At 68.7% G+C, this 15174-nt stretch carries 15 protein-coding genes; 5 read left to right on the top strand and 10 right to left on the bottom strand.

What is annotated here, in order from left to right; genetic code table 11:
• Positions 1–9: 9 nt before the first annotated feature.
• Positions 10–783 (bottom strand): substrate-binding periplasmic protein, encoded by a 774-nt coding sequence (locus tag QT382_RS20105; protein WP_289255906.1) that lies wholly within the window; start codon positions 781–783, stop codon positions 10–12.
• 55 nt (positions 784–838) lie between these two features.
• Entirely contained in the window at positions 839–1615 is a 777-nt protein-coding gene (locus QT382_RS20100; RefSeq protein WP_289255905.1) for a substrate-binding periplasmic protein, read from the bottom strand.
• 68 nt (positions 1616–1683) lie between these two features.
• On the opposite strand from QT382_RS20100, the gene tgt reads away from it, so the two are divergent.
• On the top strand, positions 1684–2811 hold the full coding sequence (tgt, locus tag QT382_RS20095; protein ID WP_289255904.1) for a tRNA guanosine(34) transglycosylase Tgt: 1128 nt from the start codon (positions 1684–1686) through the stop codon (positions 2809–2811).
• 36 nt (positions 2812–2847) lie between these two features.
• Positions 2848–3354, top strand: coding sequence for a hypothetical protein (locus QT382_RS20090; RefSeq protein ID WP_289255903.1), 507 nt, complete (start codon positions 2848–2850; stop codon positions 3352–3354).
• Here the strand turns inward: QT382_RS20090 and QT382_RS20085 are convergent.
• Positions 3340–5238: an MFS transporter gene (locus QT382_RS20085; RefSeq protein WP_289255902.1), complete on the bottom strand. Its 1899-nt coding sequence runs from the start codon at positions 5236–5238 to the stop codon at positions 3340–3342. The two genes, QT382_RS20090 and QT382_RS20085, sit on opposite strands and share 15 nt — an antisense overlap.
• Positions 5235–6491: an amidohydrolase family protein gene (locus QT382_RS20080; protein ID WP_289255901.1), complete on the bottom strand. Its 1257-nt coding sequence runs from the start codon at positions 6489–6491 to the stop codon at positions 5235–5237. The genes QT382_RS20085 and QT382_RS20080 overlap by 4 nt, the downstream gene beginning before the upstream one ends.
• Positions 6492–6611: 120 nt before the next feature.
• Between QT382_RS20080 and QT382_RS20075 the strand changes: the two genes are divergently transcribed.
• A complete protein-coding gene (locus tag QT382_RS20075; protein ID WP_289255900.1) occupies positions 6612–7382 on the top strand; it encodes a helix-turn-helix domain-containing protein in 771 nt (256 codons plus the stop codon).
• Here QT382_RS20075 and QT382_RS20070 read toward each other — a convergent pair.
• From QT382_RS20070 to QT382_RS20060, 3 genes are read right to left on the bottom strand one after another with little or no spacing between them, the layout of a single operon-like run.
• The gene (locus QT382_RS20070; RefSeq protein ID WP_289255899.1) at positions 7354–8037 is read right to left on the bottom strand and encodes a CAAX prenyl protease-related protein; all 684 of its coding nucleotides are present in this window, start codon (positions 8035–8037) and stop codon (positions 7354–7356) included. The two genes, QT382_RS20075 and QT382_RS20070, sit on opposite strands and share 29 nt — an antisense overlap.
• A 13-nt stretch (positions 8038–8050) precedes the next feature.
• Positions 8051–9211, bottom strand: coding sequence for a CaiB/BaiF CoA transferase family protein (locus QT382_RS20065; RefSeq protein ID WP_289255898.1), 1161 nt, complete (start codon positions 9209–9211; stop codon positions 8051–8053).
• The gene (locus QT382_RS20060; protein ID WP_353957283.1) at positions 9208–10107 is read right to left on the bottom strand and encodes a LysR family transcriptional regulator; all 900 of its coding nucleotides are present in this window, start codon (positions 10105–10107) and stop codon (positions 9208–9210) included. The genes QT382_RS20065 and QT382_RS20060 overlap by 4 nt, the downstream gene beginning before the upstream one ends.
• A 121-nt stretch (positions 10108–10228) precedes the next feature.
• Between QT382_RS20060 and QT382_RS20055 the strand changes: the two genes are divergently transcribed.
• Positions 10229–10870 (top strand): NAD(P)-dependent oxidoreductase, encoded by a 642-nt coding sequence (locus QT382_RS20055; RefSeq protein ID WP_289255897.1) that lies wholly within the window; start codon positions 10229–10231, stop codon positions 10868–10870.
• A 13-nt stretch (positions 10871–10883) separates the two neighbouring features.
• Here the strand turns inward: QT382_RS20055 and QT382_RS20050 are convergent, their stop codons facing one another.
• Positions 10884–11738: a 23S rRNA (adenine(2030)-N(6))-methyltransferase RlmJ gene (locus QT382_RS20050; RefSeq protein ID WP_289255896.1), complete on the bottom strand. Its 855-nt coding sequence runs from the start codon at positions 11736–11738 to the stop codon at positions 10884–10886.
• 157 nt (positions 11739–11895) lie between these two features.
• Between QT382_RS20050 and QT382_RS20045 the strand changes: the two genes are divergently transcribed.
• Positions 11896–12972: an alkene reductase gene (locus QT382_RS20045; protein WP_289255895.1), complete on the top strand. Its 1077-nt coding sequence runs from the start codon at positions 11896–11898 to the stop codon at positions 12970–12972.
• Here QT382_RS20045 and QT382_RS20040 read toward each other — a convergent pair.
• Complete coding sequence (locus QT382_RS20040; protein ID WP_289255894.1) at positions 12961–13551, bottom strand: MOSC domain-containing protein; 591 nt, start codon at positions 13549–13551, stop codon at positions 12961–12963. The two genes, QT382_RS20045 and QT382_RS20040, sit on opposite strands and share 12 nt — an antisense overlap.
• A complete protein-coding gene (locus QT382_RS20035) occupies positions 13548–15143 on the bottom strand; it encodes a GAF domain-containing protein (RefSeq protein WP_289255893.1) in 1596 nt (531 codons plus the stop codon). Before QT382_RS20035 ends, QT382_RS20040 begins: the two co-directional genes overlap by 4 nt.
• Positions 15144–15174: the final 31 nt, after the last annotated feature.

Genomic DNA, 15174 nt, shown 5'->3' with positions numbered 1-15174 from the left:
GTCGGTCGTCTAGTGCGGATGGATTCCCAGGTGGCGCTGCACGATGGCGGCCAGGCTGCCATCGCGCTGCATCTCGACCACGGCAGCGCGGATGCGGTCGCGGTCGGCGGCCGGGATCCGCTCGCGCGAAAGTGCCAGGGTCGCGATCGAGGGCTCGTCCGGTGCATAGGACAAGGCGGGGTAGCGGTTCAGGTCCGGCTCGCGCAGCCGTGCATGGGCCAGCGTGTTGCCACCTATCAGCATGGCATCGGCCCGGCCGGCCCTGAAGGCGCGGATCGCCGCCGGCTGGTCCGGCGCTTCAACCACGCGTCTCTGGCTGCGCAAGGCGGCCACCCAGGCTTCCAGGCTGGGGACGAAGCGGTAGCCGCGCACCACCAGCAGGTGCAGCCGACGGTCGGCAATGAATTCGGCCGCCGTGGCGGGCACCGGCGCGACCCTGGGGTGCAGCAATGCATATTGGTGAGAGCGCAGGTAGGGCAGCATCTCGAAGGCCTTTTCGCGATCCGGTGTCGGGATGGCCGAGGCCGTCATGTCGAGCAGGCCCTGCTCCATCAGGGCCCAGATGCGAATGCGCGATTCCGTCACGGTGTCGAACTGGCAGCCCGTGCGGCGGGCGATCTCCTCAACCAGCTCCTTGTCTATGCCCTTGTAGGCCCCGTCCTCGCCCCGGTAGTAGAGCCCGCTGTACTCGTAATAGGCCATGCGAAAACGGCCGCATGGCTCGGCAAGGGCGCCAGCGCCGAGGGTGGCGAGCAGCAGCGAAATCAGCAGGGTACTGCGCATGCTTGTCGAAGGCTGGGCGCCAAGGCGGAGGCTTTCGAGTGTATCGATCCGCCCATCAGGCGGGCAGCCCGAAGCGCTGTTTCAGCTGCTCGACGTGGCCGCTGCGGCGCAAGGCGTCGAGCTGGGTTTGCAGTTGCTGCTGCAAGGCGTCGCTCGCGTCGGGCCGCAGTCCGAACGCATAGTCGGCCGGCGGCTGGTCGAGCTCGCCGACGGCGACGATGCGCGCCGACGCTTCGCCTTGCTGGCGGAGCTGCCAGTAGGCATTGAGGTCGCCCATCACGACCAGGTCGGTGCGCCCGGCCAGCAGCTTGCGCATGCAGACCTCGTAGCTGGTCGCCAGGTCCAGCTCCTTGCCCGGACCCAGGCCCAGCTGCAGCAGCTGCTCCATGGTCGCCGACCCGGTCATTGCGCCGACGGTGAGGCCGTTCAGCTGGCGCAGGCCCTGGAAGCGAATGTCCGTGCGCTCAGCCAGGCGATAGATCTGGACCCGCCGCGGCAGGATGGGACCGATCCAGCGGAAGCGGCCCTCCCGCTCGGGCAGCCGGGCCAGCGGGTACAGCAGGCTGTGGGTCTGCTCGGCAAAAGACTTCTCGGCGCGCAGCCGGGGTTGCAGCGCGATCGCGAGCGGCAGGCCGGCCCTTCTTGCCATCTCGCGCAACAGCTCGGTGGCCAGTCCGCTCACCTGGCCTTCTTGCTCGAAAGCCAGCGGTGGCAGCGGATGGGCGAAGGCCTGCAGGGCGACAGGCGGCGCGCCGGCTCGGGCCTGCCGTGCTGAAGCAGGCAGGAGGGGGAGGGCGATCAGCAAGGAACGGCGGCGAACGAGAAGGCTCATGCCGGCAGCGACCCAACGAGGTTGTGGGCCCAGTGTAGGGCGGCTGCGGCTGCGACAATCGCCCCACCATGCTGAAGTTCGACCTGCTCAAGACCGAAGGCCGCGCCCGCCGCGGCACGCTCACCCTCAACCATGGCGTCGTGCAGACGCCTATCTTCATGCCGGTGGGCACCTATGGCACGGTCAAGGGCGTGATGCCGCGCTCGCTGGAGGAAATGGGCGCCCAGATCATCCTGGGCAACACCTTCCACCTGTGGATGCGGCCGGGGCTGGACATCATGAAGCAGTTCGGCGGCCTGCATAAGTTCGAGAGCTGGGACAAGCCCATCCTGACCGACTCGGGCGGTTTCCAGGTCTGGAGCCTGGGCGAGATGCGCAAGATCAGCGAGGAAGGCGTCAAGTTCGCCTCGCCGGTGAATGGCGACAAGCTGTTCCTGACGCCCGAGATCTCGATGCAGATCCAGACCATCCTGAACAGCGACATCGTCATGCAGTTCGACGAATGCACGCCGTATGAAAGCAAGGGCAAGCTGACCACCGAGCGCGAGGCCAGAGCCTCGATGGAGATGAGCCTGCGCTGGGCCAAGCGCTGCCAGGACGAGTTCGCCAAGCTGCAGAACCCGAACGCGCTGTTCGGCATCGTCCAGGGCGGCATGTTCGAGAACCTGCGCGACCATTCGCTGGCCGGCCTGACCGAGCTGGACCTGCCGGGCTATGCCATCGGCGGCCTGTCGGTGGGCGAGCCCAAGGAAGACATGCTGCGGGTGCTGGACCACATAGCCCACCAGCTGCCGGCCCACAAGCCGCGCTACCTGATGGGCGTGGGCACGCCGGAAGACCTGGTCGAGGGCGTGCGCCAAGGCATAGACATGTTCGACTGCGTGATGCCCACCCGCAATGCCCGCAACGGCCATCTGTTCACCCGCTTCGGCGACCTGCGCCTGCGCAACTCGCGCTACAAGACCGACGAGCGCCCGGTGGACGAGACCTGCACTTGCTACTGCTGCGCCAACTTCAGCCGTGCCTATCTGCACCACCTGGACCGCTGCGGCGAGATGCTGGGTCCTATGCTGACCTCGGTCCACAACCTGCACTACTACCTGAACCTGATGAAGGAAGTGCGCGAGTCGCTGGATGCCGGCGGCTTCGAGGCTTTCCGCGCCCGCTTTGCGGCGGACCGCGCTCGCGGGGTGTAGTCCGGCACCTGCAAGCCGGGCAGGCAAGATGCCGCCATGCTGAAGACCTTGCTGAAACCGCTGCGCTGGGCGTTCCGCCTGGTGCTGGCCCTGCTGATCCTGTTCGAGGAATGGGGCTGGGCGCCGCTGCAGCGCGCCATGGCCTGGCTGGGCCGGCTGCCGGTGCTGCGCCAGCTGGAGGCGCTGATCCAGCGCCTGCCGCCCTATCTGGCGCTGCTGGTGTTCTTCCTGCCAGGGCTGTTGCTGCTGCCGGTCAAGCTGATGGCGCTTTGGTTGATCAGCATCGGCCGGGCCGGCCTCGGGCTGGCGGTGATCATTGCTGCCAAGGTGATAGGCACGGCCATCGTGGCGCGCCTCTTTGCGCTGACCCAGCCGGCCCTGATGAGCCTGCCCTGGTTCGCAAGGCTTTACACGCGCTGGACCGCCTGGAAGGAACAGCTGCTGGCCTGGGTACGCGCCAGTGCCGCCTGGCGCCTGGCCCGCGCGATCCGGCTGCGGGTGCGGCGAGTCGTCAAGCGGATGTTTGCGTCAGGCGCGGCCTAGCAGCTGGCCGACTCGGGTCTGCAGCAATTCGGGCGTCACCTCCGCCGCCGCCAGCGGCGCCGAAGCCTGCAGGCCGACGCGGCTCCACAGCCCGCGCCGGAACGGCTTGACCATGGCCTGGCCGGCTTCGACCCGAGAGAAGAACGAGCCCCAGAGGTTCTGCAAGGCCAGGGGCACGACCGGCAGCTCGGGCCGGCCCTCCAGCAGTTTCATCACGCCGCCCTTGAAGGGCTGGAGCGCGCCGTCGCGGGTCAGGCCCCCTTCGGGAAAGATGCACAGCAGCTCGCCCTGGTCGAGCACGGCACGGGCCTGGGCGAAGGCGGCCTCGTAGGTGGCCGGGTCGGTCTTCTGCGGCGCTATGGGAATCGCCTTGGCCAGCCGGAACAGCGTGCCCAGCAGCGGCAGCCTGAAGATCTCGTGGTCCATCAGGAAGCGGATCGGCCGGGGCGAAGCCGCCATCAGCAGCACGGCATCGACGAAGCTCACATGGTTGCAGACCAGCACGGCCGCGCCCCTGTCGGGGATGTGCTCGTCGCCGACCACGCGGAAGCGGTAGACCAGGCGCGTGGCGATGAAGGCCACGAAGCGCAGGAGGTACTCGGGCACCAGCATGAAGATGTAGAAGGCCACGACCGCATTGGCCAGGCCCACGACCAGGAACAGCTGCGGAATCGTCAGCCCCGACTTGAGCAAGGTGCCGGCCGCCACCGAGCTGACGATCATGAAGATGGCGTTGAGGATGTTGTTGGCCGCGATGATGCGGGCCCGGTGCGAAGGCGCGGCGCGCAGCTGGATCAGCGCATACATGGGCACGCTGTAGAGACCGGCGAACAGGGCGATCAGGCCCAGGTCGATCAGCACTCGCCAGTGCGCATGCACGGCCATGAAACCGGCAAGCGCCAGCGGCTGCTGACCAGGCGCCAGGCCGCTGGAGGCGAAGAACAGGTCGATGGCGAACACGCTCATGCCTATGGCGCCCAGCGGCACCAGGCCTATCTCCACATGGCGGCGCGACAGCAGCTCGCACAGCAGCGAACCCACGCCAATGCCGACCGAGAACACCACCAGCAGCAGCGAGGCCACTTGCTCGTTGCCGTGCAGCACGTCCTTGGCGAAGGCCGGGAAGTTGGACAGGAACACGGCGCCGAAGAACCACATCCAGGAGATGCCCAGCAGCGAGCGGAAAACGGCCAGCTGCTGATGCGCCAGCTTCAGGTTGCTCCAGGTCTCGGTGACCGGGTTCCAGTTGATCTTGAGCAGCGGGTCGGCCGCCGGGCTCAGCGGAATGGCCTGGGCCGTGAGCCGGCCCAGCAGGGCCAGGCCCAGGCAGGCGATGGCCACCTGCTGCGCGCCGACCACCGGCTTGGCGATCAGCAGGCCGCCGGCCACGTTGCCGAGCAGGATGGCCACGAAGGTGCCCATCTCCACCATGCCGTTGCCGCCGGTCAGTTCGCGCTCGTTCAGCTGGGCCGGCAGGTAGGCGTACTTGACCGGGCCGAACAGCGTGGAATGCAGGCCCAGCAGCAGCACGCAGCCGAGCAGGGCCGGGACATTGCTCGCATGGAAGCCCCAGGCGGCCAGCGCCATGATGGCGATCTCCAGCGACTTGATGAAGCGGATCAGCCGCGTCTTGTCGTATTTGTCGGCCAGCTGGCCGCTGGTGGCCGAGAACAGCACGTAGGGCAGGATGAACAGCGCGCCAATGACCAGGCCGGCCTGGGCCGGTGGCAGCCAGCTCAGCTGCAGCTGGTAGGTCACCAGCACGGTGAAGGCGAACTTGAACAGGTTGTCGTTGGCCGCGCCCAGGAACTGGGTCCAGAAGAAGGGCGCGAAGCGGCGCTGGCCGAGCAGGGCGAACTGGTTGCTGTGTGCTTGCTTGCTCATGCTTGGGCCTGTGCGATGACGAAGTGGCGACGGGTGGCGAACACGGTGGGTAGCAGGGCCTGGCCCCGGTGGCGGACAACCCGTTTCAGCGCCAGGTCGAACAGCAGCGGATTGTGCGAGCGAATCTGCTCGAGCGGCTTCACATCCGCCTCGACCAGCAGCCCGGCGCGCACCAGGCCGCCCAGCCGGTACAGCGGACCCACGCCCGGCAGCGGATAGTCGGAGCCGTGCAGCAGACGCTCATGCCAGTCCTGGCGGGCCAGCACCGTCTGCCAGGCCTCGGGCCGGCGGTTGGACTGGAACAGTGCCGACACATCGCCCAGCAGCAGACCCTGCCAGGCCGGCTCGTCCATCAGCCGGGCGAACAGGTCGAAGGCCTGGGCCGGCCGCGGCCGTTTCTGGTCCAGGTCCAGGGCCGTGCCCAGCGAGGCGCAATGGGCCATGATGACCCGCACGCCCATGGAGAGCGGCACGCGTGCATGCAGCGGGTTGCCCAGCTCCTCGCGGCCCGCGCCGGGCACGGCCTTCTCCTCCCCACAGTGGACGATCAGTGGCAGCCGGGCCGCGGCCAGGCGCTCGTAGAAGGGCCGCAGCCGTGGCTCGCGCAGGTCGATGTTCATGCTGCTGGGCAACCACTTCAGCGCCACGGCGCCGCCGCGTATCGCAGCGTCCAAGCGCGTCAGCGCATCTTCGCGGTAAGGATGGATGGAGGCGACCCAGGCAAAGCGCTGCGGATGCTGCTGGCTGGTGCGGCTGGCATAGCCGTCCGGCACATGGAAGGTGGTCCACTCGGGCCGCGGCCGACCCTGCTTGTCCATGGCTACGTCGAAGGCATAGAGCATCCAGCGTGCGCCGGCCGGGAAGTCGGCGGTCAGGGCCAGCAGGCGCTCCACGTAGGCACGGTCGATGCTCGGCGCATCGGCCGGCACGCAGGCACCGGCCAGGATGACCTTGCGGCGTATGGATTCCACCGGATGCCACCACTGCGTCATCTGGGCCGAGATGCGGCAACCCGAGCCGGAATCACCGGTGCCCAGCAGATGGGCATGGACATCCCATAACTGGGCCGGGTCCAGGTCTTGCCAGCAGCGCTGCAGCAGAGGATGGTCCTTCAGTTGCGGAGGCAGGGCGCCGGCGCAGTCGTTGATCATCAGGCGCATGGACCGGGCCGGCGTGCTGCCCAGCGCGGTGAACAGGCCGGCCGCGGCGGCAGCGCCGCAGCACAGCAGATGACGTCGATTGGCTTGATGCATGGATCGCTGCTCCCTTGGATGGGACGCGATGCTCGCGGCCAGGCGGGCCCAAGCCGGGTTCTCAATGCTGCGGTGTCGAGGCTGGCCGCCGCCGGTATCGTTTTACGCTACCGTAGCGCCATGCCCAGCACCCAGACCCTGGTCCAAGTGATCAAGGCCGAGCTCAAGAGCGCCGGCCTCAGCTATGCCCAACTGGCCCGGCAGCTGGGCCTGTCGGAATCCAGCGTCAAGCGCATGTTCGCCAGCGGCGGCGAGATGCCGCTGTCGCGGGTCGACGAGATCTGCCGCGTGCTCAGGACCGACTTCGCCGAGCTGGCCGGTCGCGTGGCCGAGCAGCGGCCCGAGTTGCGCGAGCTGACGCTGGCCCAGGAGCGCGCCGTCGTGGCCGACCCGCGCCTGCTGCTGGTGGCGATCTGCTGCCTCAGCCAGTGGAGCTTCGAGCAGATCGTCGAGCACTATTCGATCAGCCCGGCCGAGGCCACGCGCTGCCTGGCCCAGCTGGACCGGCTCGGCGTGCTCGAGCTGCGGCCGCAGAACCGCTACAAGCTGCTGGTGGCCAAGACGCTGCGCTGGCGGCCGCAGGGCCCCGTGATGAATTTCTTCCGCGACCGGGTCATGCACGACTTCTTCGCCGGCGGCTTCGACGGCGAGGGCGAGCTGATCACCCTGGTCCACGGCCAGCTCAGTCCGGCGGCGGCGCGCGAGCTGGTCGAGCGACTGCGCCAGCTGGCCGAGGACTTCGCGCGTCAGCACCTTCAGCAGCAGAAGCTGAGCGAGGCCGAGAAGCGCCAGTACACCCTGGTGATGGGCATGCGCTCCTGGCTGTTCGAGGGCTTCCGGCAGCTGCAGAAGCCGCGGCGGCTCACCAGAACTGCCAGTTCCCGGTCCTGATCACCCACAGGCCCAGCGCGCCATTGGTGACCGCATGGGCGATCACGGCGGTCCAGAGCTTGCCGGTGCGCATGTAGAGCAGGGCATAGGCCAGGCCGGCGACGATGGCGGCCAGCCACAGCGTGTGGGCCAGCATGAAGATGAAGGTGGACAGCACGAGCGCCTTGAGGCCGGCGTCCCGTGGTGCCACGGTCTGGAACTGCGGCTGCGCGATCCAGCGCATCAGGAAGCTGCGCCAGAACAGTTCTTCCATCACCGGCACCAGCAGGGCGGCGCCCAGCAGGCGCATCACGACCAGCGGCCAGATCAGGCCACCCTGCGCATCCAGCGGCACGAAGCTGGCAGTGGGCGTGCCGAGCTGCATCCAGGGCGCGTCCAGCTTGATCCACAGCACGAAGACCAGCACGCCCACGCCCAGGCTGATCAGCCATTCGCTGGCGTCGGGCAGGTTCTGCCGGCTCAGCTCGCCGTACTCGCGGCGGTAGTGCAGCAGCAGTCCGCCGACCACGAGCACGCCCAGGCCGTAGATCCAGCGCGGATCGAGTCCTTGCAGGCCTTCAGGCAAGGCGCCGCGCAGGCCCAGCAAGGCCATGAAGACGGCGAAGGGCAGGCAGCGGGCGAGGGCGGCGGGGTGGAAGCGTTGGAGCAGGGTCATGGCGAGGCGCAGCCTAGCAGCTGCGCTTGGTCAGCAGGCGGTCGTTGTGCTCGCCCAGCTCGGGCGCCAGTGAACGGATCGCCCCCGGCGTCTCGCTCAGCTTGGGCACGATGCCGGGCACGTCGAGCTGCAGGCCGGCGGCCGTGGTGATGGTCTCGATCATCTGGCGGGCGCGGTAGTGAGGATCCTCGGCGATGTCCTTGGCGGTGTAGATCCGGCCCACCGGCACGCGGGCCGTCTGCAGCGTGGCAACCACCTCGTCCACCGAGCGCTGGACCGTCCAGCTGGTGATGGCGGCATCCAGCTCATCGACCCGTGCCGCGCGGCCGGCATTGCCGGCCAGCTGCGGGTCCTGCCCCAGGTCGTCGCGGGCTATGGCCGCCATCAGGCGCTTGAAGATCGAGTCGCCATTGCCACCGATCACGACCTGGCCGTCGGCGCAGCGGTAGGCATTGCTGGGCGCGATGCCGGGCAGGGCCGAACCGGCCGGCTGGCGCACCGCACCGAAGGCGCTGAACTCGGGCAGCAGCGACTCCATGCAATTGAAGACCGACTCGTACAGCGCCACATCGACCACCTGGCCGCGGCCGGTTCGCTGGCGCGCCTGAAGGGCCATCAGCACGCCGATCACGCCATGCAGGGCGGCCATCGTGTCGCCCAGGCTGACGCCGGCCCGCACCGGCACCCGGCCCGGTTCGCCCATCAGGTGGCGCAGCCCGCCCATGGCCTCGGCCACGACGGCGAAGCCGGGCAGGTCGCGGTAGGGGCCGGTCTGGCCGTAGCCGCTGATGCGCAACATGATCAGGCGCGGATTGGCGGCCGACAGGGTGGCGTAGTCCAGGCCCCAGTCTTCCATCAGGCCGGGGCGGAAGTTCTCGATCAGCACATCGGCCTCGGCGGCCAGCGCGCGCACGTCGGCACGGCCCTGCTCGGTGCGCAGGTCCAGGGTGACGCTCTGCTTGTTGCGGCTCTGCACCTGCCACCAGACGCTGGTGCCCTCGTGCAACATGCGCCACTGGCGCAAGGGGTCGCCTTCGGGCGGCTCGACCTTGATCACTTCGGCGCCGAAGTCGGCCAGGGTCTTGCCGGCGAAGGGGCCAGCGATCAGCTGGCCGAGTTCCAGCACCTTGAGGCCGGCCAGCGGGCCGTTCTTGTTGTCGACGGACGCGTTCATGGCGGCAGTATCGCGGCCAGGTGTTCCTTCAGCGCCTGGATCGCGTGGCGCACCTTGGCCGGCTGGGCGTCGCGCTGCGGAGCCAGCGCGTAGATGGGCAGCGGCGGCAGATGCAGGCCCGGCATCAGCGGCAGCAGGCGGCCGGCCTCGCGGGCTTCGCGAACATCCTCATCGCCGAGCAGGGCCAGACCCTGGCCGGATTCGCAGAGCTGCTGCAGGCTCAGCTGGTTGTTGCTGCTGGCGCGTGGCCGCACGCGCAGCTGCCTTTGCACCGACTGCTGCTGCAGGTCCAGCTGCTGCGGACCGTCGGTGCCGGGGCGCAGCAGCAGCCAGTCGTGCGACTCCAGCTCCTCGAGACGCGCCGGCACGCCGCGCCTCGCCAGGTAGGCCGGCGCTGCGTAGAGCGAGATCGGTTGAGCGCCTATGCGCTGCGCCGCCCAGGCGCTGTCGGGCAGGCGGCCGAAGCGGATCGCCAGGTCTATGCGCTTGGCGATCAGGTCGGTGAAGCCGTCCTCGACTTCAAGGTGCAGGCTCAGGCCGGGATGGGCGGCGAGCAGCGGCGCGAGGGCCGGACCGACATGACGGGCGAAGCCCACCGGCGCCGCAATCCGCAGCTCGCCTTCCGGTGCGTCTCGCAGCTGGAGCAGGCCCTGCTGGGCCCCGCGGGCCGCGGCCAGCATGGCGGCGCAGCCCTCGTGAAAGCGCTCGCCGGCCGGCGTCAGAGCGAGCTTGCGGGTCGAGCGGTGCAACAGGGTCACACCCATGTCGCGCTCCAGCAGCCGCACCTGCTGGCTGACGGCCGAGGTGGTGGTCTTCAGCTGCCGTGCCGCGGCCACGAAGCTGCCCTGTTCGACCACGGTGGCCAGCACCGCCATGCGTTTCAGTTGGTCCAGCATCGCTTGATTGTGAAGGTTGGCTAAAGAGTCTGCGGCGATTCTGAGGACTTATCCGGTGATTGTGAAGTTCCTACAGTTCAAGCATCGCAACTGAGGGCCACGCGGCCCGCAAAGGATCCTCATGAAAGTCGCCCTGATCGGAGCCACCGGCTATGTAGGCAGCGCCCTCTTGAACGAACTGCTGAACCGCGGCCACCAGGTCAAGGCCCTGAGCCGCGACCCGGCCAAGCTGGTGGCCCGCGAAGGCCTGAGCGCGGTGCAGGCCGATGTGATGAACCCGGACAGCGTGGCCGCCGCGGTGCGCGGAGCCGATGCGGTGGTCAGCGCCTTCAACGCCGGCTGGGCCAATGCCAATCTGTACGAGGACTTCCTGCGCGGCTCGGCTGCCATCCTCACCGGCACCAAGCAGGCCGGCCTGCGCCGGCTGGTCGTGGTCGGCGGTGCTGGCAGCCTCTATGTGGCGCCCGGCGTGCAGCTGGTCGATACGCCGGAGTTCCCGGAGCAATGGAAGGCCGGTGCCCTGGCGGCCCGCGAGTTGCTGAACCGCATCCGCGGCGAGAAGGGCCTGGACTGGAGCTTCGTCTCGCCGGCCGCCCACCTGGTGCCCGGCGAGCGCCGCGGCAGCTACCGCCTGGGTGGCGAGGAGCTGCTGGCCGATGCCAACGGCGAATCCAATCTCAGCGTGGCCGATCTGGCCGTGGCCATCGTCGACGAACTGGAGGCGCCCAAGCACATCCAGCGGCGCTTCACGGCCGCCTACTGAGTGAGGCCGGCGCTCAGCTGACCTGCTGCTCCAGCAGGAAGCTGGCGCCGTCGTACTGGCCCAGGTGTTCGACCAGCCAGGGCAGGCAGTCCTTGAGCTGGTCGTGCAGCGTGAACGGCGGGTTGACGACGAACATGCCGCTGCCCAGCATGCCGAAGCCCTTGTCGTCGGGCTGCGTGACGGTCAGGCGCACATGCAGCCAGCCCTTCTTGGCCATCTGGTCGGCCGTGGCCTTGAGGCGCTGGGGCAGCTGGTTGGATTCCAGCAGCGCGAGCTGCGGATACCAGATCAGGAACACGGTCTCGGGAAACTTCTGCAGGCCTTCGCGCAGCGCGGCCAGCACCTTGCCGTAGTCGGTCTTGAGCTCGTAGGACGGGTCCATCAGCACGACCGCCCGGCGCGAGGGCGGCGGCAGCTCGGCCTTCAGCGAGCTGAAGCCGTCCTTGTCGAAGACCTGGGTGTTGGCACGTGGCTCCAGGTAGCTGGCGAGGATGCGCTGGTCGGTAGGGTGGATCTCGTAGCAGCGCAGCCGGTCCTGCTCGCGCATCAGCAGATTGGCCAGGGCCGGCGAGCCCGGGTACTGGCGCAGCTGGCCGTCCGGATTGAATTCCTTGACCAGCTCTACATAGGGCTGCAGCGGCTCGGGCAGGTCCTTGGCGTCCCAGAGCCTGGCCACGCCGCCGGCGTACTCGCCCTTCTTCTGCGCATAGCGGCCCTCGACCGAGTAGCCACCGGCGCCGGCGTGGGTGTCCACCAGGGTGTAGGCCTTGTCCTTCTCGCCCATGTAGCGAAGCACCTGGGTGAGGACCAGGTGCTTGAGGACATCGGCGTGGTTGCCGGCGTGGAAGGCGTGTCGGTAGGCGAGCATGGCGCCATTGTCTCAGCCGCTACCAGCTTTGCCGGCATTTTGCTGAGCTTGGCCGCGAGGCATTGCGGGCGGTGCGGCTGTCGCCTGCGGGGCTGCAGAACGCCGGTGGCCCGGTTAGCCTGCGGGCCTCGTTGAATTCCTGCCTACCCAAGACACCATGCCCAGCCTCTTCGACCCCATGCAGATCGGCGACCTGATACTTGCCAACCGCATCGTGATGGCGCCGCTGACCCGCAGCCGCTCGCGCGGCCTGAAGCCGGGCGCCATGGCCGTCGAGTACTACCGCCAGCGCGCCGCGGCCGGCCTGATCATCACCGAGGGCACGCAGATCAATCCCGAGGGCCAGGGCTATCTGGACACGCCCGGCATCCATTCGTCCGAGCAGATCGCGGCCTGGCGCGAGGTGACCGATGCGGTCCATGCGGCCGGCGGCAAGATCGCCGTGCAGCTCTGGCATGTGGGCCGCATCTCGCACCAGGTGTTCCAGCCCGAGGGGCGGGCGCCGGTGTCCTCGACATCACGGCCGGCCAACGGCAAGACCTTCACGGCCGAAGGCCTGGTGCCGGTGTCGGCGCCGCGGGCGCTGGCCACCGAGGAGATCCCTGGCGTCGTGGCTGCCTTCGTGCATGCCGCGCGCTGCGCCATGGAGGCGGGCTTCGATGCGGTCGAGGTGCACGGCGCCAATGGCTACCTGATCGACCAGTTCCTGCGCGACAGCATCAATGACCGCACCGACCAGTACGGTGGCTCGATCGAGAACCGCGCCCGCCTGCTGGTCGAGGTGATGACGGCCATCGCCGCCGCCATCGGCCCCGGCCGCACCGGCCTGCGCCTGTCGCCGGTGACCCCGGTCAACGACGCCGGCCAGGACAGCCAGGCCCAGGCGCTGTTCAACCATGTGGCCGAGCAGCTGGCCCCGCTGAAGCTGGCCTTCCTCGATGTGGTCGAAGGCCAGACCGGCGGCCCGCGTGACATCGCGCCGTTCGACTACCAGGCGATGCGACAGCGCTTCGGCGGCACCTGGATCGCCAACAACGGCTACAGCCGCGAAATGGCGCTGCAAGCCGTGGCCGCCGGCGAGGCCGACGCGATAGCCTTCGGCCGCGACTTCATCTCCAACCCGGACCTGGTGCGCCGCCTGCGCCTGAACGCGCCGCTGCAGCCGCTGGACCGCGCCACGCTGTACGGCGGCGACGCCAAGGGCTACATCGACTACCCGGCCCTAGCTGCTTGAGCGACCTGCCTTCGACTTGAACAGCTCCGCGAGCCCCAGCTCACGCGGACCGGCGACCAGTTCGAAGTCCTGGCCGGCCTGCAGCGGGCCCGGCTTGACCACGGCCAGGTAGAAACCGCACCAGCCGCTTTGCCACATCAGCTTGGCGGCCTGGTCGAAGCCCATCACGGCGTTGAACTTGAAGCAGGGCTGGCGCGGTTCGCTGACCACCAGCTCGCAGTCCGGAAACACCAGCCGGTCGCCCATCCAGACCTGGCTCTCGACCAGGCCGGCCAGCGTCAGGTTCTCGCCCAGGCTGCCCCAGGGCAAGACCTGGCCCCAGGGCGCCGCGCCGGCCTGGGCGCGCACGGTCTGCCAGAACGGGTAGTGCTCGGAGGGGTAGGCGTAGACCGCCTTGGCCGGACCGCCGTGGAAGCGCGGGTCGGCTTGTTCGTCGCCCGCCAGGCCCAGTTCGCCGGCGAGCACCGCGCCTTCGCGTGGCCGCTTGACGATGGCGCTGGGCACATGGCCCTGCGGCGTGGCCAGGTCTTGGACACTGCCGGTGTTCAGGCTGATCAGGCTGCGGAGTCCGCCGCTCATTGCTGCTGCTGGTGGGCCTGGACGGCGCGCAACTCCGTCACATCCAGGCTGGTGGCCAGCACACAGGGCTCGCCGCGGTAGTCGATCAGCTCACCGTTCATGATGGTCTGGCGCAGGCTGCCGTCGCGCACCCGGACCGCAGCCTCCATGGCCCGGACCCGGCCGTCGGTCGACAACAGCTTGTTGAAGCGCTGGCGGTCGGTCTCGACCAGGCCTACATGCAGGTCGTGCATGCGGTGGCCCAGCAGCTGCTCGCGCTCATAGCCATAGCGGCGGCACATCTCGTCGTTGACCTCCAGCATCTGGCCGTCCGAGCGGCGAATCACCGCGGCGGCCATCGAGGGGGCGTTGAACAGGCGCTCGAACAAGGCCCGCTCGGCCTGGGCCTGGACCAGGCCGTCGCGGCGGGCCTGATCGCGATCCAGGTTGTCCAGCGCGAAGGACACATCGCCGGCCATCTCGTCCAGCAGGGCCGTCAGCGCCTCGTCGAAGAAATCCGGTTCGGCGGCCAGCAGGTTCAGGGCGCCGACCACCTGGCCGTTGCGCCGCAGCGGAAAGGCCGCCATGGCCTCGACGCCTGGCGGTATCAACCCGCGCAAGGTGCGGGCGTCGGCGATCGCATGGTTGCTGATTGCGTGCTGGCCTTCGTCGAGCGCCTCGCGGCACAGCGCCGCCTGCGGGGCGTCGGGCCGCCAGCGCCGCGGTGCGCCGGGCATCAGCTTTTCGAGTGGGCCGAAGCAGGCCACGCGCTCATGCTGGCCGTCCTCGGTCTTCATCACCACCTGGGCCAGCTTGGCATGGCCGGTCTCCACGCAGATGCGGCACAGGGCATCGAACAGGTATTGGACCGACTCCGGGTTGCGCACGATCAGCTGGTTGGTCTGCGACAAGGCCATGTAGAAGCGCTGGACCCGGGCGCGGCTGGCCGCCGCGGCGCTCTGCTCCTCGCGATGGGTCTGCAGCACGGCGCCGGCCAGGAACAGGCCCAGCGCGGCGGTCAGGATCACCATGATCGAGACCCACAGAACGGCCTTCTTGAAGGCCTTCTGGCTGTCCTCGGCCTCACGCCGGCCGACCTGGAGCTGCACGTCCATCAGCTCGTTGAGGATCACCATCAGCGGCTCGACGTCGGCGCGCAGCTCGCTGCCGTAAGCGGCGGTGAGCAGGTCGAGCTGGCCGAGCTGCAGCAGTTTGCGGAGCCTGGCCAGGCCGGCATAGCCGCGCTGCAGCTCGGGCTCGGCGCGCTGAATCAGGCGCTTCTCGGCGTCAACAAGATAGGTTTCCAGGTAATCGCCCCAGGCACGGCGTGCGGCCTGCTCCGAGCGGTCCAGTTGCTGGCGTGCCAGCGGCAGTGACAGGCGACCGTCGCGCAGCTGGCTGACGATGGCCGGCAGGTCGGTGCCGAAGGTCTGGCCGATGCGCCGCATCTGCTCCAGCGGAATCAGCCGGTCCTTGTAGAGCGTGTCGGCGCTGTGGGCGACTTCCTTCAGCTGCGTCAGGGTGAACACGCCGGTCGCCGTCATCAGCAAAAGCACCAGGCCGACCAGGAGCATCAGGCGCTGGCGCAGCTTCGAGGGCTTGTTCTCGGCCATGAAAGACGGTGGGTGTGAAGCGTTTGTGACG

This window comes from Pelomonas sp. SE-A7 (genome assembly GCF_030345705.1).
In the GTDB taxonomy this organism is placed as follows: domain Bacteria; phylum Pseudomonadota; class Gammaproteobacteria; order Burkholderiales; family Burkholderiaceae_C; genus JAUASW01.
The sequence above is the reverse complement of the archived record's forward strand: the minus strand, read 5'-3'. Positions and strand labels throughout refer to the sequence as shown.